The organism is Polynucleobacter sp. MWH-UH23A, assembly GCF_040409805.1.
Taxonomy (GTDB): Bacteria; Pseudomonadota; Gammaproteobacteria; order Burkholderiales; family Burkholderiaceae; genus Polynucleobacter.
Map to the genome: position 1 here is coordinate 97,513 of NZ_CP099572.1, position 23,659 is coordinate 121,171.

Genomic DNA, 23,659 nt, shown 5'->3' on the forward strand with positions numbered 1-23,659 from the left:
TAAAGTTTTTACTGGAATCGTTTAATGGATAAATTACGAATGGTAGGCGGGACTCCGCTGAAGGGCGAAGTCAAAATTGCCGGGGCTAAGAATGCCGCTTTACCAATTTTGTGTGCTTGTTTATTAACAGACCAGCCAGTTACATTACGCAATGTGCCCGATCTTCAGGATGTGCGCACGATGCTGAAATTACTTCAGGAAATTGGCGTAGTAGTTAGTTTTCCTGATGCAAAAGATCGTAGTCATGTTGTCTTGAATGCGGCAGTGATTAAAAGCTCTGAGGCAACGTATGAGATGGTAAAAACCATGCGTGCCTCCATCTTAGTCTTAGGTCCATTGCTTGCCAGAATGCATAGCGCAAAGGTTTCTCTACCAGGTGGTTGCGCTATTGGCGCACGCCCTGTAGATCAGCATATCAAGGGCTTAAAAGCCATGGGTGCCAGCATCAAAATTAAGAGTGGTTACATTCAGGCAGAAACAAAACCGCCATCTGATCGCCTTAAGGGCACATCTATTTTGACGGACATGATCACAGTGACAGGTACTGAGAACTTGTTGATGGCGGCGACTTTGGCATCTGGAACCACGATTCTAGAAAATGCTGCACGGGAACCGGAAGTTGGCGATCTTGCTGAATTGCTTGTCAAGATGGGTGCAAAAATTTCCGGGATCGGAAGCGACCGCTTGGTGATTGAGGGTGTTGAAAAATTACATGGCGCCGAACATTCTGTGATTCCTGATCGCATTGAAGCGGGCACTTTCTTGTGCGCAGTGGCCGCAGCGGGTGGCGAGGTGCTTGTTAAAGACTGTCGCCCCGATACTTTAGACGCTGTCATGGTGAAGTTGAAAGAGGCTGGCTTACAAATGGAAGTGGGCCCAGATTGGATTAAAGCTTCTATGCAAACCCGTCCAAAAGCAGTGAGTTTTCGCACTTCTGAATACCCTGCATTCCCAACAGATATGCAGGCTCAGTTAATGGCGGTTAATGCCGTAGCAGCTGGTAACTCAACCATTACCGAGACAATTTTTGAGAATCGTTTCATGCATGTGCAAGAGCTCAACCGCTTGGGTGCCGATATTGCTATTGAAGGAAATACGGCGATTGCACAGGGAGTAGAAAAACTCTCAGGTGCGATTGTGATGGCAACGGACCTGCGAGCATCTGCCAGTTTGGTTATTGCTGGGCTTGCCGCTCAGGGTGAGACCCAGGTAGACCGTATTTACCACCTAGACCGTGGCTATGACCGCATGGAGCAGAAGTTAACCCTGTTGGGTGCCAAGATTGAGCGGGTTAAGTAAGGGTTGCGCAAGTAAATTACTTAACTAAGAGATAATTGAGTCATGAAATTGACTTTAGCCCTCTCCAAGGGGCGAATCTTCGAAGAGACCGCAGAGATCCTATCTAAGGTTGGTATTGTGCCAAAAGAGGATCCTGAAAAGTCTCGCAAACTCATTATCGAGACATCCAATCCCGATGTGCGGTTAATTATTGTGCGTGCATCTGATGTGCCCACTTATGTGCAATTTGGTGGCGCTGATTTTGGTGTAGCTGGGTTAGACGTTCTAATGGAAAAAGGCACTGATGGTTTATATGTGCCTTTTGATTTAAATATCGCAAAGTGTCGTATGTCCGTTGCAGTACGTGATGGCTTTGACTACGCTGCTGCGGTCAAGCAAGGCTCACGCCTAAAAGTGGCAACTAAGTATGTCAATTGCGCTCGAGATCACTTTGCTAACAAAGGTGTTCACATTGACACTATTCAGCTATATGGCTCAATGGAACTTGCGCCACTAGTCGGTTTGGCTGATGCGATTGTGGATCTCGTTTCTACTGGCAATACCTTAAGGGCAAATGGTTTGGTTGAGGTCGAGCCAATTTCGGATATCAGCGCTCGCTTAGTAGTGAACCAAGCTTCCTACAAGCGTAAGCGTGCTCAGTTACAACCTATTTTTGATTTGCTGAAGTAAATCAATACAGATCAATGTCATCTCAAGTTCAGGTTAAGCGACTCAATAGTGGAGATCCAGGTTTTAAAGAAACCCTGCTCTCCAGTCTTTCTTTACCTACAGCTGATGATGTAGCCATAGATGCTGCGGTTGTCAAAATATTAGCCGCGGTAAAAGAGAAGGGCGATACTGCGGTTCTAGAATTTACAAAGCAATTTGATCGACTCAATGTTTCTAGTGTTTCTGAGCTTGAGATACCTCGTCAGGATCTAGAGAAGGCCTATAAAGACCTAATGGTCGAGCAAAAAAATGCTCTAGATATTGCTGCAAAGCGGGTTCGCGCCTATCACGAGCGTCAGAAAATCGAAGCCGGTTGTCATTCATGGGAATACGAAGAGGCTGACGGCACAAAGCTTGGTCAAAAAGTGACCCCATTAGATCGCGTTGGGATTTATGTTCCCGGCGGTAAGGCGGCCTATCCTTCATCGGTATTGATGAATGCCATTCCTGCCAAAGTGGCAGGTGTGACAGAAGTCATCATGGTGGTGCCTACTCCTGATGGCGCACGCAATCCTTTGGTATTGGCGGCTGCATATCTAGCTGGTGTTGATCGCATATTTACGATTGGTGGTGCTCAAGCCGTCGGTGCATTGGCATACGGTACGCAAACCATCCCATCGGTCGATAAGATTGTGGGTCCAGGTAATGCTTATGTTGCCGCCGCAAAGCGTAGGGTATTTGGTACGGTTGGCATCGATATGATTGCTGGCCCGTCAGAGATTTTAGTTTTATGCGATGGATCTACTAACCCTGACTGGGTTGCTATGGATCTCTTCTCTCAAGCAGAGCATGATGAGCAAGCGCAATCTATTTTGTTATGTCCTGATGCCGCTTTTATTGAGCAAGTGCAAGCGAGCATCAATCGCCTGCTTCCAGAAATGCCAAGAGCTAAGGTGATTACCGCTTCACTATCCAATCGCGCCTTATTAATTCAGGTAAAGGATATGGCAGAGGCATGTGATATTGCTAATGCAATTGCTGCTGAGCATTTAGAGATCTGCGCTGTTGAGCCACGCCAGTGGGCTGAGAAAATTCGTCATGCCGGCGCTATTTTTATGGGTAACTACACTAGTGAGTCCTTAGGGGATTACTGTGCAGGCCCCAATCACGTATTGCCAACAGCCCGAACCGCTCGTTTTTCTTCACCTTTGGGCTTATACGACTTCATTAAGCGCTCAAGCATGATTGAGGTGAGCGAGGCTGGCGCACAAAGCTTAGGTCAAGTAGCCAGTACGCTTGCGCATGGAGAAGGCTTACAAGCGCACGCACGCGCTGCCGAGATGCGCATATCTTTAGGGAAAATTAATCCTTAGTGGTTATGAAAAAAGTTTTAATCGAGGGTTGGAGGGGGATAAATCATTCTTATGCAATAGTCAATCAAAACCAATTACTTCAATTAAGGAAGAGCCATTTTGACCTGTACCATAACGACTTACCTTTTTACAATCATGAATGGAACATAGGCTCTAACGCATCAGGATTTGCTGATCAGGATCTGATGCTCATAAATGAAATTCCATCATTTCACATAAATTCGACGCCGGTTGATGTTACTTACAGGATTAGTTTTCCGTATCGATTTTATAAGGCTAATAGTAGAAAACTGTTCGTTTTTGGGACGTCTGAATATCAAAGCATCAATGGATTGATTTATGAGGACGATCTAAATCGCGGTCTTGAGAACTCAGACCTAATGATCATAACCCCATCAAACTGGTCTAAGGAGGGTTTTTTAATAGCTGGTTTTAGGGATGAGAGAGTGTATGTAGTTCCGCATGGGGTTTCTGAAATATTTAAGCCAGTTGATTCTCATCGAAAATCAGAATTTAGGAAAGCTTTGGGTTGTTCTGCGGATGAATTTTTGCTTTTATCTGTAGGGGCAATGACTGGTAATAAGGGCATTGATTTATTAATAGCTGCTTATGCATTGCTAAAAAGAAAATACAAACATATAAGATTAATTTTGAAAGACTCCAGCAACCTATATGGAATTAAAGCTAAGGAGATTTTCATAGAGCTTCAAAAGCAACATCCAGAACTACTCTCGCAGGAAATTTATAAGTCTATTATTTTTATTTCTGAAAACTTAACGCAAAGTCAATTAAATGGTCTTTACGGAACATGTGACTGTTACGTTTCTCCATACAGGGCTGAGGGCTTTAATTTGAGCCCCCTTGAGGCTGCGGCAAGTGGCAGCCTTGTTTTGGTTACCGAAGGAGGTTCTACAGATGACTATTTTCACAGCTCCTTTGGTCTAAAGATCGAGGGCAAAAGAGCCTCTAATGGAGCGGATGGTTTTTATATTGAGCCTAATATGGAAAGCTTGCTAAATCAATTGACATCAGTTATTGAGGGTAAGGTGGATGCTAAAAATTCAGATGAGGCTCAAAAATATATACGAGAAAACTTTAGCTGGGACGCGGTCGTGCAAAAACTTATAAATATTTTTGATGCTTAGTGACTTAAATGGTTGTATTTTCACTGATGCGTTTCATCACGAAGTCTGTAGCAGTATTTCTCTAAAAGCCAAGACGAGTTCGGCGCTCTGCTCATCGGTACCGATCGTAATACGCAAAAACTCTTTAATGCGGGGCGCATTAAAGTGGCGCACGATAACGCCTCGATCTCTTAGTGCTTGATATAGCTTGGCGCCAGAATGTTTTGGATGACGTGTGAAAATAAAGTTCGCAGTAGAGGGTAGGGTGTTAAAGCCCAGCTCATTTAACTGCTCAATTAGTTTGAGCCGAGTCTGAATTACTTTCGCACTCGTTGATTCAAGGTGAGCTTGATCTTCGATTGCGGTAATTGCCCCGGCTTGTGCCAAGCGACCCAAGGGGTAGGAGTTAAAGCTATTTTTGACCCGCTCAAGACCCTCGATGAGGTCAGGGTGGCCGAGTGCAAAGCCTACTCTTAGACCAGCTAGCGCCCTTGATTTGGAGAGAGTGTGAACGACTAAAAGATTTTCTGGGCAGTTCATGCTTCGCAATAGCGGAATGCAGGATTCTGTTCCGTAATCGACATAGGCTTCATCGATCACTAAAACGGAGTCTTTGTTCTGAGAAAGTAATTTTTCAATTTCTGAACGTGCAACTGATCGACCAGTTGGAGCATTGGGATTGGGAAAAATGATTCCGCCGTTTGGTGTCACATAGTCATTGAGATTGATTTCAAAATCATTGCCTAACGGAACGGTTTTGTATTCGATACCAAAGAGTTTGCAGTAGACCGGGTAAAAACTATAAGTAATGTCAGGGAAATGAATTGGCTTACTTTGTTTTAGTAGTCCTGCAAAAACGTGAGCCAATACCTCATCGGAACCATTACCCAAAAATACTTGGTTTGGGTTTAGGCCATGTAATTTAGCAATCGCTTGCTTTAAGGCATTTCCCTCTGGATCTGGATAGAGGCGTAAATCGTCAGTGGTTTGCTGGTTAATTGCTGCAAGAGCCTTGGGAGATGGCCCGTAAGGACTCTCATTGGTATTGAGCTTGATCAGCCGCTGCATTTGCGGCTGCTCCCCTGGGGTATAAGGGGTCAGACTTCTGACGACAGGGCTCCAAAAACGGCTCATGCGGCTACTCGGGTTAAATATGGGTAAGAAAGTGAAATTATTTGAGCATTTATATCTCTGCTAGGAATGATATTATGAGGCTTCAATTAACACTTCGCCTCGCGGCGTAAAGAAGTATGCGGCAAGCCGACGTAACCCGAAACACTTCGGAAACCAAAATTCAAATTTCCATCAATTTAGATGGTACCGGTAAAGCTGAGCTTGCCTCAGGCGTACCTTTCTTGGATCACATGTTGGATCAAATCGCGCGTCACGGGATGATCGATCTCAAGGTGGTGGCTCAAGGCGATACCCATATCGATGATCACCATACCGTTGAAGATGTGGGCATTACATTGGGTCAGGCATTTGCAAAAGCAGTAGGCGATAAAGCAGGCATCACTCGTTACGGACATTCCTATGTGCCTCTTGATGAAACACTGTCTCGTGTAGTGATCGACTTTTCTGGTCGTCCAGGCTTGGAATTTAATGTGCCCTTTACACGTGCACGTGTAGGTGACTTTGATGTTGATCTCAGTATTGAGTTCTTCCGTGGTTTTGTGAATCACGCGGGAGTGACTTTGCACATTGATAACTTGCGTGGCATCAATGCTCACCACCAAATTGAAACAGTCTTCAAAGCCTTTGGTCGTGCCTTACGTATGGCCCTGGCAATAGACCCACGCGCCTCTGGCGCAGTTCCTTCAACTAAGGGAAGCCTTTAATCTCGATTTTTGCTTCTTCTTAGAACAGTGCAAAAGATAGGCTAATTTTGGCGCAAACCATTGCGATCGTTGACTACGGGATGGGTAACCTTCGTTCCGTGTATCAGGCATTCCATCATGTAGCTCCCAATGAAAATGTATTGATTGCTCGTAAGCCAGAAGAAATTCGCAATGCGGATCGCGTTGTGCTTCCGGGGCAGGGAGCTATGCCCGATTGCATGAAGCACCTTGAGGAATCTGGTCTTCTGGAAGCGCTACTAGAGGCGTCCAAAAATAAACCCTTATTGGGCGTTTGTGTGGGCGAGCAAATGCTGTTGGATAAGAGTGCGGAAGTGCGTCCTGGCGAGCAGTGGACAGCCTGTCTAGGCCTTATTCCAGGTGAAGTGCGCCGCTTTGAGTTGGCTGGAAAAAAGCAGGCGGATGGTTCTGCTTACAAGGTCCCCCATATGGGCTGGAATCAAGTGCGTCAAGATCGTCAGCACCCTATTTGGAAAGGGATTCCAGATTTAAGCACTTTTTATTTTGTGCACAGCTACTATGCTGTTCCTAAACGCGCAGAAGATATCGTTGGCTCGACAGAATACGGCGATTGGTTTACTTCTGCTGTGGCAAGAGATAATATTTTTGCAACACAATTTCATCCAGAAAAAAGTGCAGAATACGGATTAAAGTTGTATCAAAATTTTGTTCATTGGCAACCCTAACAATCTAATTTTTAGCGCCTTACTATGCTACTCATTCCTGCAATTGATCTTAAAGATGGACACTGCGTTCGATTAGAACAAGGTGACATGGATAAGGCCACTATCTTCTCTGAAGATCCTGGCGCGATGGCTGCTCACTGGATTAGTAAAGGGGCGCGTCGTTTGCACTTAGTGGATCTGAACGGGGCTTTCGCTGGCAAATTAAAAAATGAATCTGCAATTAAATCCATTCTGAAAGCAGTTGGCGATGAGATTCCAGTTCAGCTTGGTGGCGGAATTCGTGATCTAGAAACGATTGAGCGTTTGTTGGATGATGGAATTAGTACCGTCATCATCGGTACTGCCGCAGTAAAAAATCCAGGTTTTGTGCAGGATGCTTGCACCGCCTTTCCTGGGCATGTCATGGTGGGCTTGGATGCACGTGATGGCAAGGTAGCCACGGATGGCTGGAGCAAGATTACCGGCCACGAGGTAATTGACCTTGCGAAGAAGTTCGAAGACTGGGGCGTTGAGGCAATTATTTATACCGATATCGGTCGGGATGGAATGCTCAAGGGTGTCAATGTTGATGCCACAATCAAATTGGCTCAAGCGATTCGTATTCCGGTGATTGCTAGTGGAGGCCTCTCTAATAACCAAGACATTGAGGCGCTATGTAAGGCCGAAGAAGAGGGCGTCATGGGCGTGATTGCTGGTCGCTCAATTTATTCAGGTGATTTAGATTTGGCGGCGGCTCAAAAATACGCCGATGAATTAACGCTGAAGTATGCAAAGAAAATTATCTAGTGCTAACTAAACGAATTATTCCTTGTCTTGATGTAACCGCGGGAAGAGTTGTTAAAGGTGTCAATTTTGTGGGCTTGCGTGATGCTGGCGATCCCGTAGAAATCGCTAAACGCTACAACACGCAGGGCGCTGATGAGCTGACGTTTCTTGATATCACTGCAACATCAGATGGTCGCGACTTAATCCTGCACATCATTGAAGACGTTGCCTCTCAAGTCTTTATTCCGTTAACGGTTGGTGGTGGTGTTCGTGCCGTTGCCGATGTACGTCGTCTGCTCAATGCTGGCGCGGATAAAGTGAGCATGAATTCTTCTGCAGTGGCTAATCCTGATTTGGTATCCGATGCTGCTGCTTATTATGGCTCGCAGTGCATCGTTGTGGCGATTGATGCCAAGCAGACAGAGGCAGGTAATTGGGAAGTATTTACCCATGGCGGTAGAACCGCTACTGGTATTGATGTAGTGGCTTGGGCTACTGAAGTAGCGCAACGTGGCGCTGGTGAAATTCTCCTGACCAGTATGAATCGCGATGGTAGTAAAGATGGCTTTGATCTTGCTTTAACTGCCGCAGTAAGTGATGCAGTGTCTGTGCCTGTGATCGCCTCTGGTGGGGTTGGTAATTTGCAGCATTTGGTCGATGGCATTACTAAGGGCCACGCTGATGCAGTCTTGGCTGCCAGCATTTTTCACTATGGTGAATATACCGTTGGGCAAGCAAAAGAATATATGGCAGCCCAAGGAATCCCAGTTCGTATCTAGCGGCGCTCATAGGGCGCGTTTCACGGTAAAGTTGAGGTATGACGCAATCCCAAAATAATCCTAACAGCACATTTACCCCTATTCAATCGCTTGAGGCGGGCCCATGGCTTGACGCAGTCACTTGGAATGAACAAGGCTTGGTGCCTGTTATTGCGCAAGAGTTCGGTAGCAATGACATTTTGATGATGGCTTGGATGAATCGTGATGCCTTGTTGGCAACCTTGCGGTTGGGTGAGGCCGTCTATTGGACGCGTTCACGACAAAAGCTCTGGCATAAGGGTGAAGAGTCTGGCCACACTCAAAAAGTGAAAGAAATTCGGCTGGATTGTGATGGCGATACGATTTTGCTGATTGTGGAGCAAAAGGATGGGATTGCTTGCCATACGGGCGAACATAGCTGTTTCTTTCAGCAATGGGATTCTAGTCAAGCCGCCTGGTTAGATGAATCCAGCAAAAGCAAGTAATAGATAAAGTCATGGGCATTGAGAAGTTAGCCCAGGCTTTTAAATAAAAGACATAAAATAAGCCTATGAGCAGTTCAGTGAATAAACCTTCTGATTTGGACTCCGCATTAGCGCATTTGGCTGATGTGGTCGATCAACGTCGAGATGCTTTTAAGGCTGGCAATGCCGACCCAAAGACTTCTTACACCGCTTTGCTGTTCTCAAAAGGTGATGACGGTATTCTGAAAAAGATTGGCGAGGAAGCTACAGAAGCGGTCATGGCCGCTAAAGATGTGCGCTCTTCCAATCTTGCTTCGGATCAGAAAAAATTATTCGTTGGTGAAATGGCGGATCTTTGGTTCCACTGTTTGATCGCGCTTTCACAATTTGACTTACGTCCCGAAGACGTGATTGCTGAGTTAGATCGCCGTTTGGGAACTTCTGGCATTGAAGAAAAAGCTGCTAGAAAAGCAGCGAATAAAGAGTAACGAATCAGTCGCTACACAGAATATAAGCATGAGTCACGATCCTAATTGCCTGTTTTGCAAAATATCGCAAGGCTTAATACCTTCATCCAAAGTTTATGAGGATGAAGAAATTTATGCCTTCAAAGATATCAATCCTGCAGCGCCAGTTCACTTTTTAATGATTCCTAAGAAACATATTCCCATGCTCGAATCAGCGGAAAGCACAGATGCCCCTTTGCTGGGTAGAATGATGGAATTAGCGCCCCGTCTCGCCAAAGAGCAGGGCTGCCGTCCTGGAAAAGATGGTGGCTTTAGATTAATGGTGAATAACGGTGCAGATGGTGGTCAGGAGGTTTATCACTTGCATTTGCATGTGATGGGCGGGCCCCGCCCCTGGAAAAAGCAAGGCATGTAAGCAACACAAATTAGAAATTTAAGTAAGAAACTTAAGTAAGAAATTTAGGTATTCCAAGGAGATTCAAAATGGGTTCATTTAGCATTTGGCATTGGTTAATTGTTTTAGTGATTGTGATGTTGGTTTTTGGTACTAAGAAATTACGCAACATCGGTCAAGATTTAGGTGGCGCCGTCAAAGGATTTAAAGATGGCATGAGGTCCGGCGAAGAGACTAAAGAGCAGATTGCTCAAGGCAATAGCGCTACGGATAAAACCGTTGACGTCCAAGCTAAAGACGTCAATAAGTAATTCTTATTGGCATATCGCGACAGTTGAAATAGATATGGTCTTATTGATTGCGATAAATGATTGATTTAGGGGTTTCAAAACTTGCATTGATTGCAGTAGTTGCCCTAGTAGTGGTTGGGCCAGAACGTTTGCCAAAGGTGGCCCGAATGGCCGGCAACCTTTTTGGGCGTGCACAGCGCTATATGGCAGACGTGAAGTCTGAAGTCAATCGACAAATGGAGATGGAGGAATTTAAAAAATTCCGTGAAGAGAGCGCCTCCGCCTTAAAAGAAGTCGAAAACAGTATTCACTCAGTAACGAATGAAGCCAGCGCAAATCTGACAGATCAAGCAGATATTTTCGAAACTAGCTTTGAAAAACCTCCTCTTGATGAAAAAGAGGTTCTTCGCAAAACGAAGCGACAAGGACGTAATAGCTGGGGCGTCAGGCGCGCAGCTAGGCCAGTTTGGTTTAAGCGTAGCTCCGGAATGCGCACTCGAGTGCAATCAGGCGCAGCTAGAATGAAACGCTTTCACCATAGTGCTGGTAAGTAGTATTGACAAGAAGCAACCAGCATAAAAATAATCACATAAGTAGAAAAAAAGATTGCATGACTGATAACAACGCTACAGAAGATTCAGGAATTCAGGAATCTTTCTTATCGCATCTCTTTGAGTTACGCGATCGCGTAGTGAAGTCCGCTCTAGCAATCATCGTTGTATTTGTTTGCTTGGTCTATTGGGCTCCGGATATTTTTCATCTTTTTGCTCAGCCATTGCTGCAGGCTTTGCCAGCCGGAGGGAAGATGATTGTGACGGATGTTACCGGCTCATTTTTTGTGCCAATGAAGGTGACGATGCTGGTAGCGTTTTTGATTGCCTTGCCTGTAGTGATGTATCAGTTGTGGGCTTTCATTGCGCCAGGTCTTTATCTGCATGAACGAAAGCTGATCTTGCCTTTAGTGGTGAGTAGCTACACCCTCTTCATTATTGGAATGGCATTTGCATACTTTCTAGTGTTTCCAACCGTATTTAAATTCATGGCTAGTTATAACGCTCCACTTGGTGCGGAGATGTCCACGGATATTGATAACTATTTGAGTTTCGCCATGACCACCTTCTTGGCTTTTGGTATTACCTTTGAAGTACCTGTTGTAGTGGTGGTTCTGGTGCGTATGGGCATGGTCTCATTAGCAAAGCTAAAAGAAATACGCCCATATGTGATTGTTGGTGCTTTTGTAATTTCTGCAGTCGTAACGCCACCAGACGTCTTATCTCAATTACTCCTAGCAGTGCCAATGACTTTGCTCTATGAGCTTGGTTTGCTTGTCGCCCGCCTCTATGTGCCTAAGTCAACCGAAGATTCTGCGGCAACAGCTTAAGCTGGCTCCGAATCGGCTTGCTTGATCAAACTTTTTGAAAAGGTTTTCCTGAGCCAGTCAGTGACCCGGTCAAAGCGATAACGCCTTTGGCGTAAATTACCTTCAATATCGATATCTGATCCTGCAAAAGCTTTTCCGGCGGCTAATAGAGCACGACGTTGCTGAATGGTTTCAATTTGAATGAGTCTAGGCAAGATCTTGGGTAGTTCCCATCGAATATCTACAACCACACAGTGTTCATGCTGAAGTTGCCCTACTTCACAAAGCAATAATTCCGCTTTAGTAAAGTTAAAGTGATTGGCAATGACAATTCGGTGACAAAGTAAAAGCCAATCTTCATTGAGTTTGTGTTCGACATGGTGATTTAGTGCAATATCGGCAAATTGCGCAAGCTCATGCCAATCGTTTTTCTTTGGATCAGGACAACTGATCAGAATCTTGCCCAGTAATTCTGTTGCTTCGGGAATGCCTTGTTGGTGTGCTTGCCATATCCAATAAGATGCTTGTAGGCCACGAACTTTTTCTTCAATTTTTTCTCGCTTGCGCCAAAGATTCGCTCCCTTGCGATATTGCGCTTGGGTGTGCCCAAGATCGGCCGCTCGATCAAAGCAATGGTCGCTTTCTTCGGCGCTATAGCCCGAGAACTGTGGGCGACGATAAATTTCTCCTAAGGCGTACCATGCATCACGATCACCATCTTTTGCAGCAAGTTCTAGCCAATAAGCTGCTTTTTTCAAAGAGGCGTTGGATTTTTTATCAACATTTGAATCTAAATGTGCAAGGCGCAAACCTAACGTGAGTTTTGCAGTTGTATGCCCAAGTTCGGCTGCTTGCTTAAGGGTATCTTCATTTTGATCTTCCAGCCAAGCATTCCATAACGAGGAGAGGGCTTCGTTTTTCGGTTGTAGTTTTATTAACAGCTCTTTGGCTAATTGCGCGAAGGGTTGATCACTTTTTGCAACTTCTTCAAGAAACTGCTGAGCACTTTCTTGAATGGCACCTATCTCTGGTGAAACAATATTTTTTGTTTGAATAGGCCTCTTTTTTAGCCAGTCAAAAATCTGACTTTGTGTTTCTTGAAATGTTGGATTCGTGAGTAGATTGGCAAGCTGCCACTTCGCCAACAGAATAGTCTCAATGGGCGCTGAGGAGGATTTGGAGAGATCCCACAATTTGTCCCATCCGAAACCAAATGCAGGGGTATTAAACGTTTCAGCGAGGGGGATACTGGCAACTTGTCTTAAAACCCCCAGAATTTGGTTATTCTCCAGACTTTCTTGTGCTTGCCCTTGGTTTTGCAGGGATAAAAACGATTTTTCAAGCCAAATCAATGCATTAGCGGGCTGAATGGGTGTTTTGAACAATCCAGTAAGGTAGGCCTCAGCTAACTTTTGTTGTGCTAAAACATCACCTATACGCGCTGAACTGAGGATTTTTAAGAATTCGCGGCTTGCCATATGACAATTTTGTCATTCAACGCGCAAAAAAAGCAAGAAATAGGGGGCTTGTTGCCGTCATACAACGAAGAAAACCAAAAAACTGCCTTTTGACAAGCAAAAAGAGTCCCTAAATGCCCCAACTCCCAGTCTAGCAAGGCAAAAGATTGAAAATTCATAGGTCCCAGCTTTATTTGGGCATTACTTTCAATTTATGGAGATTTACAGAATGAAAAAATCGCTATTTGCAGTAGCAGCTTTGTCAGCAGTTGCTGGCGCAGCTCAAGCTCAGTCCAGCGTTACCGTTTACGGTATTTTGGACGTTGGCTATATTGGCACAAACATGCGCGGTACAACTACCAAGCCTGCTAACCTTCAGCAAACTAGTTCTTTCGGCCAAAGCGCTGAAAGCACCAGCCGTTTAGGTTTCAAGGGTACTGAAGATTTGGGTGGCGGTGCTAGTGCATTCTTCACTATTGAGACTGGTTTAACACCTTCAACTGGTGCTGTTGCTTCTACATGGAACAACCGTCAATCATTTGTTGGCTTGAAGAAAAATGGCATTGGTCAGTTTGCTGTTGGTACACAATACACTCCAATGTTTAACCAGGCGTCTGCAACAGATCCTGGCCAGTTAAATAACATGACAGGTAACGTTATTTATGCAACTGAGCCACAAGCTGCATTGAACGGCGGCCTTACATCTTATGGCGCTACTTCAAGTGCTTCAGCAACAAACAGTGGTTTTGTAACACGTACAAGCAACACGTTATCTACACAAACTGATACTTTTGGCGGTTTCAAATTTGCTGCTTCTTACACATTGAATAACCAAAACAATACAACAGCTGCTGCATCAAATAACACCACAACAATCGTTACAACTGGTACATCTGGTGGTAATACAAACTTCAACGGTTGGGCTCTTGGCGCTGATTACACTTGGCAAAAATTGTATGTAGCAGCAAGCTACCAAGCCTATAAGAGCTTGGTGCCTATCGTTACAACTACTTCACTGCAGCCAACTACTACATCTGCTAATGCAACATTGACAACCACAACTGGTGCAGCTGCTTTGACCACACAAACTGGTGGCTCAAACGTTCAGGATAACGGTGCTTATGTTGCTGCTACTTATGACTTCGGAATCTTGAAGGCATACGGTCAGTGGATCAACCGTAAAGTTACATCAACTGTAACTCCTGATTACTACGCAAGCCGTTCTGCTCAACAGATCGGTGTACGTAGCTACATTACTCCAACAGTTGAGGCATGGGCTAGCGTAGGTAATGGTCGTGTTCGCACTTATGGTAATGCAGCCCCAACTGCTAACTTTACTGGTTATCAGTTGGGTAGCAATTACTACTTAAGCAAGCGTACTAACGTTTATGCAATTTTCGGATCTACCGAAACATCAAGCACAACCACAACAGCTGGTACAAGTGCTAACGCATACGCTTTAGGCGTACGCCATACATTCTAATTATTGCTAGCTTAAGCTAGCAATCTTGGAATATTGAAGTAGTAAAGCCTGCCACTATGTGGCAGGCTTTTTTATTTTAAGTTGTACTATTTTTATTTTGTCTTACGATTATTTCTTCAAGGTAAGGCTTTCTAGGTCACTCATTACCTTTTGCATAACTGGGCCCCAATTTCCACTTTGTTTTTGGTTATAGAGTTTTATGCTTGGATACCATGGACTTTCCACACGATCATTTAACCATCTCCAGCAAGAATCAAATCTATTTAAGAGCCATGTAGGCTTTCCAAGGGCTGCTGACAAATGTGCGGTCGAAGTATCAACGGAAATGATCAAATCTAGGTTTGCAATAAGTGCGGCTGTATCTGAAAAGTCTTTCAGCTCGTCTGTGAAAATCCTGAGATTATCTTGGGGCCACAGCTTATTTTTCTGTTCTCTTAGCTCGGTTTCGGCTGGATCACCCTTCTGGAGTGAAAAAAATTCAACATTAGATGCAAATCTTAGGCTTGAAATAGTTTCTAGGGAAATATTTCTTCGTTCATTAATTTGCCAGACTTCTGGCTGATTCGGCCTAAAACCACCGCTCCAAACAAGACCAACTTTTAGTAGATCAAAACCCTTAAGTTTGTCATTCCAATATGAGCGCTTATTCTGATCAACCAATAAGTAAGGAACTTGATTGGGAATCGAGGATAGTGTGCTGCCAAAAAAGTATGGCAGACTCATTAGTGGGGATTGATAGTCAAATTGGGATAGAGGACGTGGAATTTCACTTGAGATTTCTATATCAAACGAACTATGAAAAAGTGAAATTAATTGTGGGGCAGCAAGAAAAGTAATATTTGCCCCCTGACTCTTTAGAAGCTTAATATATCTAGAAAATTGAATGCTATCCCCAAGACCCTGCTCAGACCAAATAAGTATTTTTTTCCCTTCTATATTTACACCTGGTTTGAGCCTAGGTATTTCACTGTATGTATTTGGCAAGGGTGAATTACTGGTATTCCATCTCGATTCATAAAGAGGCCAGCCGGTCTCATAATCACCAAGTGTTAGATAAATCAATGATTTATTCCATTGGGCATCTGGATAATCAGGCTTGAGATTTAGTGCTAAATTATAGGAATCTTGCGCTAAATTAAATTGCCTTAATTCATGATGGGCTGCGGCAATGTTGTAATGTGCTTCTGGATAGTTGGGTTTGAATGCTAGCGCTTTGCGGTATGCATTCATAGCCAAATCAAAATCTTTAACAGACTCAAAATAGGTTGCTCCCAGATTTGACCAGGCTTCAGCGTAATCTGGCTTCAGTGCTATTGCCTTATTAAATGAATCTAGTGCGTCTTGGTATCTTCGGAGATTGTTAAGGGCTACACCTTTATTTAGCCAGGCTTCAGCGTAATCTGGCTTCAGTGCTATTGCCTTATTAAATGAATCTAGTGCGTCTTGATGCAATTTTAGGCCGTGCAGTGTGAGGCCAAGATTGTAGTGAGCATCAAGCGAGTTTGGCGATAGTTTAAGAGCCATGGTAAGAACGTCGCAGCCATCGGAAAATCGCCCCATATCGTTTAGTGTCACGCCTTTATTTATCAAGGCGTTAACATACTTGGGATTTATCGTCAGCGCTTTATCGAATGAATCTAATGCCGCGTTAAATTGCTTGATATTGTAAAGTGATACGCCTTGATTAAGCCAAGCTTCACTACTGTTGGCATCTAGCTGAATAGCGCTTTTGCTGCAGTCAAGTGAGGATGAATAGTCGCCTAATTTGTTGAGTATGGATCCTTTAACAATTATCGCATCTAAATAGTTATTTTGGAGCGCTAAAGCTTGATTAATGGAGTCAAGTGCGGCTTGATTTTTTGATAATTTTGAGAGACTATTTGCGTAATTTAGATAGGCGGCTGGGTTTCTTGGATCAAGCTCGATAGATTTTTGTTGATGCTTGAGCGCGGAGGGATGATCTTCAATTGAAGCAAATGCTTTTCCAAGGTTGTATTGAATGGATGGGTCGGTGGGATTGAATTCTGCAGCTAAGCTGAGGTACTTAATTGCATCATTGTGCCGGTTCTGCGCTGCATATACAAGGCCCAAGATATGAATGCCGGGTGGATTATTTGGGTAGACGTCTAAAGAGAGTTTCAGCTGATTTTCGGCATGATTTAGGTCTCCATTTTGAAAACTTTGTACGGCCTGGCCGATGAGGTGCTCCAAAGAGTGGTTCATTTGATGGCTTTATAAATGGGAGGAAGATTACTTATCTGCACACATCATTTAGAAAGTCAGATAATTTATTTACCGGATCGAGATCATTGAAAATTTTAAACTTATTTTTTTGTATCTTTTGAATAATCTGCTCTCGAAAGTTTTTATTTTGAATCAAATTAATTGCGATATTGATATATTCCGTTTCGGAATAGGCAATACATTCATGAATAGACATCTGGTCAAGGATTCCTGCAGCAAGGTTGCTGCGCAAAAATTGGCCTCTCATAGTTACAATGGGTAAGTCGCATTCAATTGCCTGAATGGATGTGTTAAAGCCCGAAAATCCAATGGTATCTAATAGGATGCACGATTCTTTCATTAGGCCATAGAAATTTTCAGTCTCTAGTAATGGGATATGTTTAATGAATTTTCCAGGATCAAGTTCAGCTCTTTGAAATGAAGTATGCATTCGTTTTTTAAGAATTTCAGTGGCTGGGTCTGGAAATCGAAAAAAAACGAATTGGCAATCATGTAGCTTTAGAGCAAGCTCAATCAGAATGTCGTCAAATTTTGGACCATACTTAAACGGAGAGCCTGCGCATAAAAGTATGGGTTTAGAAGGAGTAATTCCAAGTTTTGAAAAATCAATTTTATTGATATCCCCAAGGTACGGGGTATAGTGAACGCCAAGATTGGGAAGTTGAATGAGAGTTTCTGAGTAATTGGCTTGAGCGCCTGGATTCTCAAAGCTTTCAGCTGAAATAAAATAATCAATTGTTGGAAGTCCAGTTGTTTCTGGATGCCCCCAGGTTGCAATCTGGATGGGGGCAAGCCTTAAACTTGCAAGTTGTGTTGTTACCTTATCCATGCCTATCTCTGGATAAATTAGTGCGTCAATATTGCTTGATTGAATAATTGACGCCCAATTTTCAAAAGAGCCTGCATTAGAAAAATATTTCTTTACATTTAGTTTGGCTACCTCGGTTTCTGCATCATATTTGCTGCCAATATGGAAAAGATAAATTTCAAAGCCCTGTAATTTTTGTATAAAACCTTTCAGCAGGGCCCTCCATACCGAGTGGTTATGAATATGATTGCTTACTATGCCAATGCGGGTTGGTTCGCTTGTGTTGGGGCTTTGAACATGTACAAGAGACAAGGCACTGTAGTTTTTCATGACCTCGGTACAGATAGATCCGTAAGTCGATAAAAGATCTTTGTTATTTTCTGGCTGATAAGCCAGAAAGAATGGCTGATTATTTCCGATTGCGTTTGGGCTCAATCCCTTATTTTTCTCAATAAACTTTTTAACTTCGCGAAGTTTGGTGGCGAATCCAGACCTCGCTTCCATTAGTTGATTGGAAGAGTTGTAAATTTTAGGTATTTGAGCAACAGCTAGAGCAAGTTGAGCCTCTAGTGAAGTGGGGTCGAGGTTGATTGCTGCTTGGAAACACTCATGAGATGCTGCAAGGTCACCAATCTCAAACAGTGATTCACCTTGCGCAATAAAAAATATCGGTTCATAAGGGTTTCTTGCTATTGCTTGATTAAAGTTACTTATTGCCTCGGTATATTCCTTGTTCTCGTGTTGGCATGTTCCAAGGTTAAAGTAAGCATCTGGGTAGGTTGGGTCTGCAACAATAGCCTTTTGATAATCTAAGATTGCATCTGCAGTCCGATGGAGGTCGTGATAAAGGTTGCCTCTATTATTTAGAAGCGCTGCATTCCTTGGATCTAATGAGACTCCCCGATTGTATGCAGTAAGAGCATTCTCTAGCTCACCTAGGGAATAATAGGCGTTACCAAGATTGTAAAAAGTTTGTGGATTATTTGGCGCGATTGACGTCAGGAGTTTAAAGTCTTTAATAGCTGCTTGCAGGTTCCCGGTCTGCTGAAAAACCAGGCCTCGGTTGATTAATGCCGAACTTGATAGCGGATTAATTTCTAGAGACTTTGTTAATAGTTCAATTGATTTTGAGAATTCATATTTCTGTGCTGATAGCACTCCTAGAATATTTAACGCTTCGGAGTTGGCTGGATCTTGTTGTAAGACTTGAAGATAAGTTTTTTCAGAATTGGAAAAGTCGCCAGCCTGAAAGAATGCGGCTGCTTGAGATAGTAAATTAGATGCCAATAAATTTTTCAAATGATTGAATGACCTTATGGGTTAATTCTGCCTTCAATTTTATGGTACTCGAGACTATGCTGTTCTTTGTGTATCTTAAGTAAAAATTGCTCTAAAGCCGCAATTGAAGATGTATTTTCAAACAGACATGTTTTTTTCTTATTAATTAGATCTTTGTAGGTTTGAAGAAGGTTTTTGTTTTGGATTAGTTCAACCGCTAACGCAGCATATTCTTCATCTGTGCTGCATACAAGACTGTTTAATCCCATCAGCTTTAAGGTTGCTGCTGCCAAGCGCCCACGCATAAATTGACTATCCTTGGCTATGACGGGTAAGTTGCAGGATATCGCATGCATGGCCGTATTAAATCCTGAGAATCCTATGGTATCAAGCATTAGATCTGCCTTTTGCATTAATCCATAAAACTCTTCTCTTTTTTGAAATGGAATAACTCGCACAAAGTTTTCTATATCTAAGCCGGCTTGTAAAAATGCCTCCCCCATCCGGGAGTGGAGTATTGCTGTTAGGCTCTTCTGAAAATTAAAAAATATAAATTGACATGATGGAAGTTTTTTTGCAATTTCAATCAGTATTAAGTCGTATGTGGGAAGATATTTAGCTGGTGATCCTGCGCACAATATGATTGGACGATTTGGGTTTATTCCAATATGGTTTAGATTTAGGTCTACCGAATCGCATTGTTTAGCCAAGAAACTCGTTCCCAAGTCTGGTAGCAATATTACTTTTTCGCTATAGCATTCAAATTTTTCTTGAGTTTCAAAGGCTTGGCCAGATAAAAAGTAGTCGATTGTGGAGAGGCCAGTGGTTTCGGGGTGGCCCCAGCTACATATCTGAATGGGGGCTAGTCTCATGCATGCAAGAGCCTTTGTGGTTGGGTCCATGCCAACCTCTGGAAATAGTACGACATCAAAGTTTGCATTTTGAGTAAAAGCAATGATATCTACAATTGAGTTGCCGAGATTTTTGTATTGATTTGCACGTGCCTTGGCGATAATTGTTTCCTGGTCTTCATGGCCGCCCGTGTTGATGATATGTATTTCAATTAAGTTTTGATTTAAGTGCAACAGCCAAGCTTTTGTAATTGCATGCCATACCGGGTGATCACAGAAGTGATGGCTTATTATGCCCACTTTAATTTTTTTGTTAAATTTACTCTTTGTGGGCGCAAAATTTAATTCTTGTTGAATTTGAGTTGCAAATTTTGTGCATAACGAGCCAAATAGAGAAATTAAATCACCATTTTTGAGGTCTTGATAGGCTAGATAGAAGGGGTGGTGCGATATAGCTTTTAATGCGCTTTCAATTTTAATTTGTGAAAAATTTAGGTCTTCTAGATGTTTAATTTGCCGCTCAAAATTGATCCTAGCATCATTAAGCTCCCCTAAATTTTCATAAACTTTGGGTATTTGTGCGATTGCTAAGGCAAATTTCGCTTCTATTAAATTAGGGTTCAGAGTAAGCGCTTGCGTATAACTCTCTTTCGCAGACCTTGCATCGCCATTTTCATAAAATACCTCACCTAAAAAATAAAAAATATCTGCATTTTTTGGATCAATTTCAGCTGCTCTTTGATAGCATTTGATTGAGGCGTTGAGCTCTCGACTCTTTCTTAGTGCCCCACCAAAATTAAGAAAACAGTCAAGATAATTCGGATCAATCTTAAGGGCAGCCTCAAAGGCTTGAAATCCTAGGGAATATTTACCAAGTCTTGTATAGGCATTTCCTAAGTTATTAAATGCTTGAGATAGATTGGGGTTAATTGCAATTGCAGCATTAAATATTTCTATTGCCTTCCCTATTTCTCCTTTTTCTAGATATATGACCCCTTTATTGTTGATTGCATCGCTATAAAGTGGACGAAGATTGATTGCATTTTCATAGGCGGCTAGTGCCGCATCATTTTTTTTCAACCCTTTTAGAGCATTACCTCGATTGTTGTGAATTTCTGGGATGTTTGGGTTGGCTCTATTGGCTAAGTCGAAATACTCCAATGCCTTTTCATATTGCTTAATTGCTGTATAGGTAAGCCCCAAATTGCCTAATATGGTTGCGCAATGGGGCTTTAGCAAGTTTGCGTTTTCCAAAAAATGAAGCGACTGCTCGTATTTACATTTCTGGTAAGCCCTTATGCCTAAAAGGTTTAAGGCATCAATATTTTTTGGGTCATATTTGATTGCTTGGATGAAAAGGGCATCCGCCCTCTCAAACTCATGATTTTGAAGTAGTGCGAATGCTTCTTGAAAAATTAGTCGAGATTCGTTGATTGCAGACTTAACGCTTGCATCTTCATCTGGTAGAGACATTTTATTAATTGCTTTTTAGGCTGTCGCGAATTTCTCTTAACAAGACAATATCTTCTGGCATAGGTGGAGCTGGCGGCGCATCGATGATGCGAATCTTATTGACCACTTTCACCATTTGAAAAATCACGAAAGCTAAAAGAATAAAGTTGATTGAGATGGTAATGAAATTACCATAGGCAAAGATCGGAACCCCAGCTTTTTTAAGGGCATCAAATGTTCGAGGCACCCCTTCCGGAATGTGCCCTAGGACGATAAATAGGTTGGTGAAGTCAATATGACCCCCTAAAAGGGTGGAAATCACTGGCATAACGATGTCGTTTACCAAGGAATCAACGATTTTTCCAAAGGCGCCACCGATGATCACACCCACCGCCAAATCAATCACATTCCCTTTGACTGCAAAGTCCCGAAACTCCTTTAAAACACCCATAATCCCCCCCTTTAATATCCAAATGCTGGTTAAACCGAGATTAACCCTATAACTTTCTTACTTACCCCACTTTTTACTTTAAAATCCTACCTTTAAGCAATTTCCACCCATAAATACCCTTTCTAGGAATTTTGTAAATGAGTGACAAGCCCTGTATGGATAAGGATCGCCGTAATTGGTTGATCGCCACTTCCGCAGTTGGTGGTGTAGGCGCTGCAGCAGCCCTTTACCCTTTTGTAGACAGTTTTGAGCCTTCTGAGCGCGCAAAAGCCGCTGGTGCGGCTGTTGAGATCGATATTACAGGCATGAAGCCTGATGAGATGAGAACGGTTGAGTGGCGTGGTAAGCCAGTATGGGTAATCCGTCGCACACCTGAGCAAGTGGCTGAACTATCTAAGTTGGATGGCGAGCTAGCGGACCCAAATTCTTTGCGCGATCCTGCACAATTTACGCCTCCATACGCTCAAAATCAATGGCGCTCCATCAAGCCTGAGTATCTTGTTGTTGTGGGTATTTGTACCCATTTGGGCTGCTCTCCAACAGCAAAATTTGAAGCAGGCCCACAACCTTCTTTGCCAAATACTTGGCCAGGTGGTTTCTTATGTCCATGCCATGGCTCTACTTTTGATATGGCAGGACGTGTTTATAAGAACAAACCGGCTCCAGACAATCTTGAAGTGCCTCCTCATATGTATTTGAGCGATACCAAGATTCTGATTGGCGAAGATAAGAAGGCCTAAGGAGAGATAAATGGCATTTCAAGAAAAACAAGTTCCAGCCAACGCTCCAGTAGTTCGGAAAGTATTGGCTTGGGTAGATTCACGTTTCCCTTTGACGTCATCTATTAAGGCGCATCTAACGGAGTATTACGCACCTAAGAACCTTAATTTTTGGTACTTCTTTGGCTCACTAGCTATCGTTGTTTTAGCGCTCCAAATCATTACCGGTATTTTCTTGGTAATGAACTACAAACCAGATGCTGCAAAAGCGTTTGAATCTGTCGAGTACATCATGCGTGAAGTGCCATGGGGATGGTTGATTCGTTATCTCCACTCTACAGGCGCCTCGATGTTTTTCGTGGTGGTTTATTTACACATGTTCCGCGGCTTGATTTATGGTTCATATCGTAAGCCACGTGAACTCATCTGGATCTTTGGCTGTGCAATCTTTTTGTGCTTGATGGGTGAAGCCTTCTTTGGTTACTTGCTCCCATGGGGCCAGATGTCTTACTGGGGCGCACAAGTGATCGTGAACTTGTTCTCTGCAATCCCATTTATTGGTCCAGACCTTTCTTTGTGGTTGCGTGGCGACTATGTTGTTGGCGATGCAACGTTGAATCGTTTCTTTGCCTTCCACGTTATTGCTATCCCGTTAGTGTTGATTGGCTTGGTTGCTGCCCACATTATTGCTTTGCATGAAGTTGGTTCTAACAATCCTGACGGCGTAGAGATTAAAGAGAACTTGGATGCCAATGGACATCCAGTTGACGGAATTCCGTTCCACCCTTATTACACAGTCCATGATGTATTTGGTTTGGGTGTGTTCTTGATGGTATTTGCTTGCATAGTATTTTTTGCTCCCGAAATGGGCGGTTATTTCCTTGAGGCAAATAACTTCATTCCTGCAAACCCCTTGCAAACCCCTCCGCACATTGCACCGGTTTGGTATTTCACGCCGTTCTACTCAATGTTGCGTGCAACAACTTCTAACTTCTTGTTACCGTTGTGGATTTTCTTGGCGGTGATTTTGGGTATGTTTGCAAAGAGCTCAAGCGATAAGAAAGTGAAAGCGATCTGTGTAGCTATTGCAGTAGTGTTGGCTGGCGGCTTCTATCTATTTGATGCGAAATTCTGGGGTGTTGTGATCATGGGCGGCTCTGTTGTGATCATGTTCTTCTTGCCATGGCTTGATAAATCACCAGTTAAATCAATTCGCTATCGCCCCCAGTTCCATAAATATATTTATGGTGTGTTTGTGGTGAGCTTTGTGATTTTGGGTTACTTAGGTATTCAACCACCATCACCAGTATTTGAAAAGATTTCTCAGATTTGCACGATTTACTATCTGGGCTTCTTCTTGGCAATGCCGTTCTGGAGCAAGCTTGGTACTTTTAAGCCAGTTCCAACACGCGTTACTTTTAAGTCCCATTAA

23 protein-coding genes are annotated in these 23,659 nt (G+C 43.2%); 17 read left to right on the forward strand and 6 right to left on the reverse strand.

Annotated features, from left to right (window positions below):
- The first annotated feature begins 24 nt into the window (after positions 1–24).
- Genes murA through NHB35_RS00590 form a run of 4 tightly spaced genes read left to right on the forward strand, consistent with a single transcriptional unit; the run spans position 25 to position 4,465 of the window.
- Positions 25–1,299, forward strand: coding sequence for a UDP-N-acetylglucosamine 1-carboxyvinyltransferase (gene murA, locus NHB35_RS00575; RefSeq protein ID WP_353432428.1), 1,275 nt, complete (start codon positions 25–27; stop codon positions 1,297–1,299).
- Between the two features lie 42 nt (positions 1,300–1,341).
- Positions 1,342–1,968, forward strand: coding sequence for an ATP phosphoribosyltransferase (gene hisG, locus NHB35_RS00580; protein ID WP_353432429.1), 627 nt, complete (start codon positions 1,342–1,344; stop codon positions 1,966–1,968).
- 14 nt (positions 1,969–1,982) lie between these two features.
- Positions 1,983–3,320, forward strand: a complete 1,338-nt coding sequence (hisD, locus tag NHB35_RS00585) for a histidinol dehydrogenase (protein ID WP_353432430.1) — start codon at positions 1,983–1,985, stop codon at positions 3,318–3,320.
- Positions 3,321–3,325: 5 nt separating this feature from the next.
- Positions 3,326–4,465 carry a glycosyltransferase family 4 protein gene (locus tag NHB35_RS00590; protein WP_353432431.1) on the forward strand — a complete coding sequence of 380 codons (1,140 nt, stop codon included), beginning with the start codon at positions 3,326–3,328 and terminating at the stop codon, positions 4,463–4,465.
- A 36-nt stretch (positions 4,466–4,501) separates the two neighbouring features.
- On the opposite strand, the gene hisC is transcribed toward NHB35_RS00590, so the two are convergent.
- Positions 4,502–5,578 (reverse strand): histidinol-phosphate transaminase, encoded by a 1,077-nt coding sequence (hisC, locus tag NHB35_RS00595; protein ID WP_353432432.1) that lies wholly within the window; start codon positions 5,576–5,578, stop codon positions 4,502–4,504.
- A 116-nt stretch (positions 5,579–5,694) separates the two neighbouring features.
- On the opposite strand from hisC, the gene hisB reads away from it, so the two are divergent.
- The 10 genes from hisB (at position 5,695) to tatC (ending at position 11,505) form a co-directional block, all read left to right on the forward strand.
- Entirely contained in the window at positions 5,695–6,282 is a 588-nt protein-coding gene (hisB, locus tag NHB35_RS00600; RefSeq protein ID WP_173954894.1) for an imidazoleglycerol-phosphate dehydratase HisB, read from the forward strand.
- A gap of 47 nt (positions 6,283–6,329) precedes the next feature.
- Complete coding sequence (gene hisH, locus NHB35_RS00605) at positions 6,330–6,986, forward strand: imidazole glycerol phosphate synthase subunit HisH (protein WP_353432433.1); 657 nt, start codon at positions 6,330–6,332, stop codon at positions 6,984–6,986.
- A 24-nt stretch (positions 6,987–7,010) separates the two neighbouring features.
- The gene (hisA, locus tag NHB35_RS00610) at positions 7,011–7,772 is read left to right on the forward strand and encodes a 1-(5-phosphoribosyl)-5-[(5-phosphoribosylamino)methylideneamino]imidazole-4-carboxamide isomerase (RefSeq protein ID WP_353432434.1); all 762 of its coding nucleotides are present in this window, start codon (positions 7,011–7,013) and stop codon (positions 7,770–7,772) included.
- Entirely contained in the window at positions 7,772–8,530 is a 759-nt protein-coding gene (gene hisF / locus NHB35_RS00615) for an imidazole glycerol phosphate synthase subunit HisF (RefSeq protein WP_353432435.1), read from the forward strand. The genes hisA and hisF overlap by 1 nt, the downstream gene beginning before the upstream one ends.
- Positions 8,531–8,568: 38 nt before the next feature.
- On the forward strand, positions 8,569–8,994 hold the full coding sequence (gene hisI / locus NHB35_RS00620; RefSeq protein WP_353432436.1) for a phosphoribosyl-AMP cyclohydrolase: 426 nt from the start codon (positions 8,569–8,571) through the stop codon (positions 8,992–8,994).
- A gap of 65 nt (positions 8,995–9,059) precedes the next feature.
- On the forward strand, positions 9,060–9,461 hold the full coding sequence (locus NHB35_RS00625; protein ID WP_353432437.1) for a phosphoribosyl-ATP diphosphatase: 402 nt from the start codon (positions 9,060–9,062) through the stop codon (positions 9,459–9,461).
- Positions 9,462–9,489: 28 nt separating this feature from the next.
- The gene (locus tag NHB35_RS00630) at positions 9,490–9,855 is read left to right on the forward strand and encodes a histidine triad nucleotide-binding protein (RefSeq protein WP_353432438.1); all 366 of its coding nucleotides are present in this window, start codon (positions 9,490–9,492) and stop codon (positions 9,853–9,855) included.
- A gap of 68 nt (positions 9,856–9,923) precedes the next feature.
- Entirely contained in the window at positions 9,924–10,145 is a 222-nt protein-coding gene (gene tatA / locus NHB35_RS00635) for a Sec-independent protein translocase subunit TatA (protein ID WP_353432439.1), read from the forward strand.
- Positions 10,146–10,201: 56 nt separating this feature from the next.
- Positions 10,202–10,678 (forward strand): Sec-independent protein translocase protein TatB, encoded by a 477-nt coding sequence (gene tatB, locus NHB35_RS00640; protein ID WP_353432441.1) that lies wholly within the window; start codon positions 10,202–10,204, stop codon positions 10,676–10,678.
- A 56-nt stretch (positions 10,679–10,734) separates the two neighbouring features.
- Entirely contained in the window at positions 10,735–11,505 is a 771-nt protein-coding gene (tatC, locus tag NHB35_RS00645; RefSeq protein WP_353432442.1) for a twin-arginine translocase subunit TatC, read from the forward strand.
- Here tatC and NHB35_RS00650 read toward each other — a convergent pair.
- Positions 11,502–12,962, reverse strand: coding sequence for a tetratricopeptide repeat protein (locus NHB35_RS00650; RefSeq protein ID WP_353432443.1), 1,461 nt, complete (start codon positions 12,960–12,962; stop codon positions 11,502–11,504). The genes tatC and NHB35_RS00650 overlap by 4 nt on opposite strands.
- A 208-nt stretch (positions 12,963–13,170) precedes the next feature.
- Between NHB35_RS00650 and NHB35_RS00655 the strand changes: the two genes are divergently transcribed.
- Positions 13,171–14,424, forward strand: a complete 1,254-nt coding sequence (locus tag NHB35_RS00655; RefSeq protein ID WP_353432444.1) for a porin — start codon at positions 13,171–13,173, stop codon at positions 14,422–14,424.
- Between the two features lie 108 nt (positions 14,425–14,532).
- On the opposite strand, the gene NHB35_RS00660 is transcribed toward NHB35_RS00655, so the two are convergent.
- From NHB35_RS00660 to mscL, 4 genes are read right to left on the reverse strand one after another with little or no spacing between them, the layout of a single operon-like run.
- Entirely contained in the window at positions 14,533–16,647 is a 2,115-nt protein-coding gene (locus tag NHB35_RS00660; RefSeq protein WP_353432445.1) for a tetratricopeptide repeat protein, read from the reverse strand.
- A 31-nt stretch (positions 16,648–16,678) separates the two neighbouring features.
- Complete coding sequence (locus NHB35_RS00665) at positions 16,679–18,775, reverse strand: tetratricopeptide repeat protein (RefSeq protein WP_353432446.1); 2,097 nt, start codon at positions 18,773–18,775, stop codon at positions 16,679–16,681.
- Between the two features lie 14 nt (positions 18,776–18,789).
- On the reverse strand, positions 18,790–21,078 hold the full coding sequence (locus NHB35_RS00670) for a tetratricopeptide repeat protein (protein ID WP_353432447.1): 2,289 nt from the start codon (positions 21,076–21,078) through the stop codon (positions 18,790–18,792).
- Between the two features lie 4 nt (positions 21,079–21,082).
- Complete coding sequence (mscL, locus tag NHB35_RS00675; RefSeq protein WP_353432449.1) at positions 21,083–21,508, reverse strand: large conductance mechanosensitive channel protein MscL; 426 nt, start codon at positions 21,506–21,508, stop codon at positions 21,083–21,085.
- A 137-nt stretch (positions 21,509–21,645) separates the two neighbouring features.
- Between mscL and petA the strand changes: the two genes are divergently transcribed.
- Positions 21,646–22,248, forward strand: a complete 603-nt coding sequence (petA, locus tag NHB35_RS00680; protein ID WP_215316770.1) for a ubiquinol-cytochrome c reductase iron-sulfur subunit — start codon at positions 21,646–21,648, stop codon at positions 22,246–22,248.
- Positions 22,249–22,258: 10 nt separating this feature from the next.
- The gene (locus NHB35_RS00685; RefSeq protein WP_353432450.1) at positions 22,259–23,659 is read left to right on the forward strand and encodes a cytochrome bc complex cytochrome b subunit; all 1,401 of its coding nucleotides are present in this window, start codon (positions 22,259–22,261) and stop codon (positions 23,657–23,659) included.

Coding starts and splice junctions, on each gene's coding strand:
- murA (WP_353432428.1), top strand. CDS start 25: ATGGATAAATTACGAATGGTAGGCGGGACTCCGCTGAAGGGCGAAGTC.
- hisG (WP_353432429.1), top strand. CDS start 1,342: ATGAAATTGACTTTAGCCCTCTCCAAGGGGCGAATCTTCGAAGAGACC.
- hisD (WP_353432430.1), top strand. CDS start 1,983: ATGTCATCTCAAGTTCAGGTTAAGCGACTCAATAGTGGAGATCCAGGT.
- NHB35_RS00590 (WP_353432431.1), top strand. CDS start 3,326: ATGAAAAAAGTTTTAATCGAGGGTTGGAGGGGGATAAATCATTCTTAT.
- hisC (WP_353432432.1), bottom strand. CDS start 5,578: ATGAGCCGTTTTTGGAGCCCTGTCGTCAGAAGTCTGACCCCTTATACC.
- hisB (WP_173954894.1), top strand. CDS start 5,695: ATGCGGCAAGCCGACGTAACCCGAAACACTTCGGAAACCAAAATTCAA.
- hisA (WP_353432434.1), top strand. CDS start 7,011: ATGCTACTCATTCCTGCAATTGATCTTAAAGATGGACACTGCGTTCGA.
- hisI (WP_353432436.1), top strand. CDS start 8,569: ATGACGCAATCCCAAAATAATCCTAACAGCACATTTACCCCTATTCAA.
- NHB35_RS00625 (WP_353432437.1), top strand. CDS start 9,060: ATGAGCAGTTCAGTGAATAAACCTTCTGATTTGGACTCCGCATTAGCG.
- NHB35_RS00630 (WP_353432438.1), top strand. CDS start 9,490: ATGAGTCACGATCCTAATTGCCTGTTTTGCAAAATATCGCAAGGCTTA.
- tatA (WP_353432439.1), top strand. CDS start 9,924: ATGGGTTCATTTAGCATTTGGCATTGGTTAATTGTTTTAGTGATTGTG.
- tatB (WP_353432441.1), top strand. CDS start 10,202: ATGATTGATTTAGGGGTTTCAAAACTTGCATTGATTGCAGTAGTTGCC.
- tatC (WP_353432442.1), top strand. CDS start 10,735: ATGACTGATAACAACGCTACAGAAGATTCAGGAATTCAGGAATCTTTC.
- NHB35_RS00650 (WP_353432443.1), bottom strand. CDS start 12,962: ATGGCAAGCCGCGAATTCTTAAAAATCCTCAGTTCAGCGCGTATAGGT.
- NHB35_RS00655 (WP_353432444.1), top strand. CDS start 13,171: ATGAAAAAATCGCTATTTGCAGTAGCAGCTTTGTCAGCAGTTGCTGGC.
- NHB35_RS00660 (WP_353432445.1), bottom strand. CDS start 16,647: ATGAACCACTCTTTGGAGCACCTCATCGGCCAGGCCGTACAAAGTTTT.
- NHB35_RS00670 (WP_353432447.1), bottom strand. CDS start 21,078: ATGTCTCTACCAGATGAAGATGCAAGCGTTAAGTCTGCAATCAACGAA.
- mscL (WP_353432449.1), bottom strand. CDS start 21,508: ATGGGTGTTTTAAAGGAGTTTCGGGACTTTGCAGTCAAAGGGAATGTG.
- petA (WP_215316770.1), top strand. CDS start 21,646: ATGAGTGACAAGCCCTGTATGGATAAGGATCGCCGTAATTGGTTGATC.
- NHB35_RS00685 (WP_353432450.1), top strand. CDS start 22,259: ATGGCATTTCAAGAAAAACAAGTTCCAGCCAACGCTCCAGTAGTTCGG.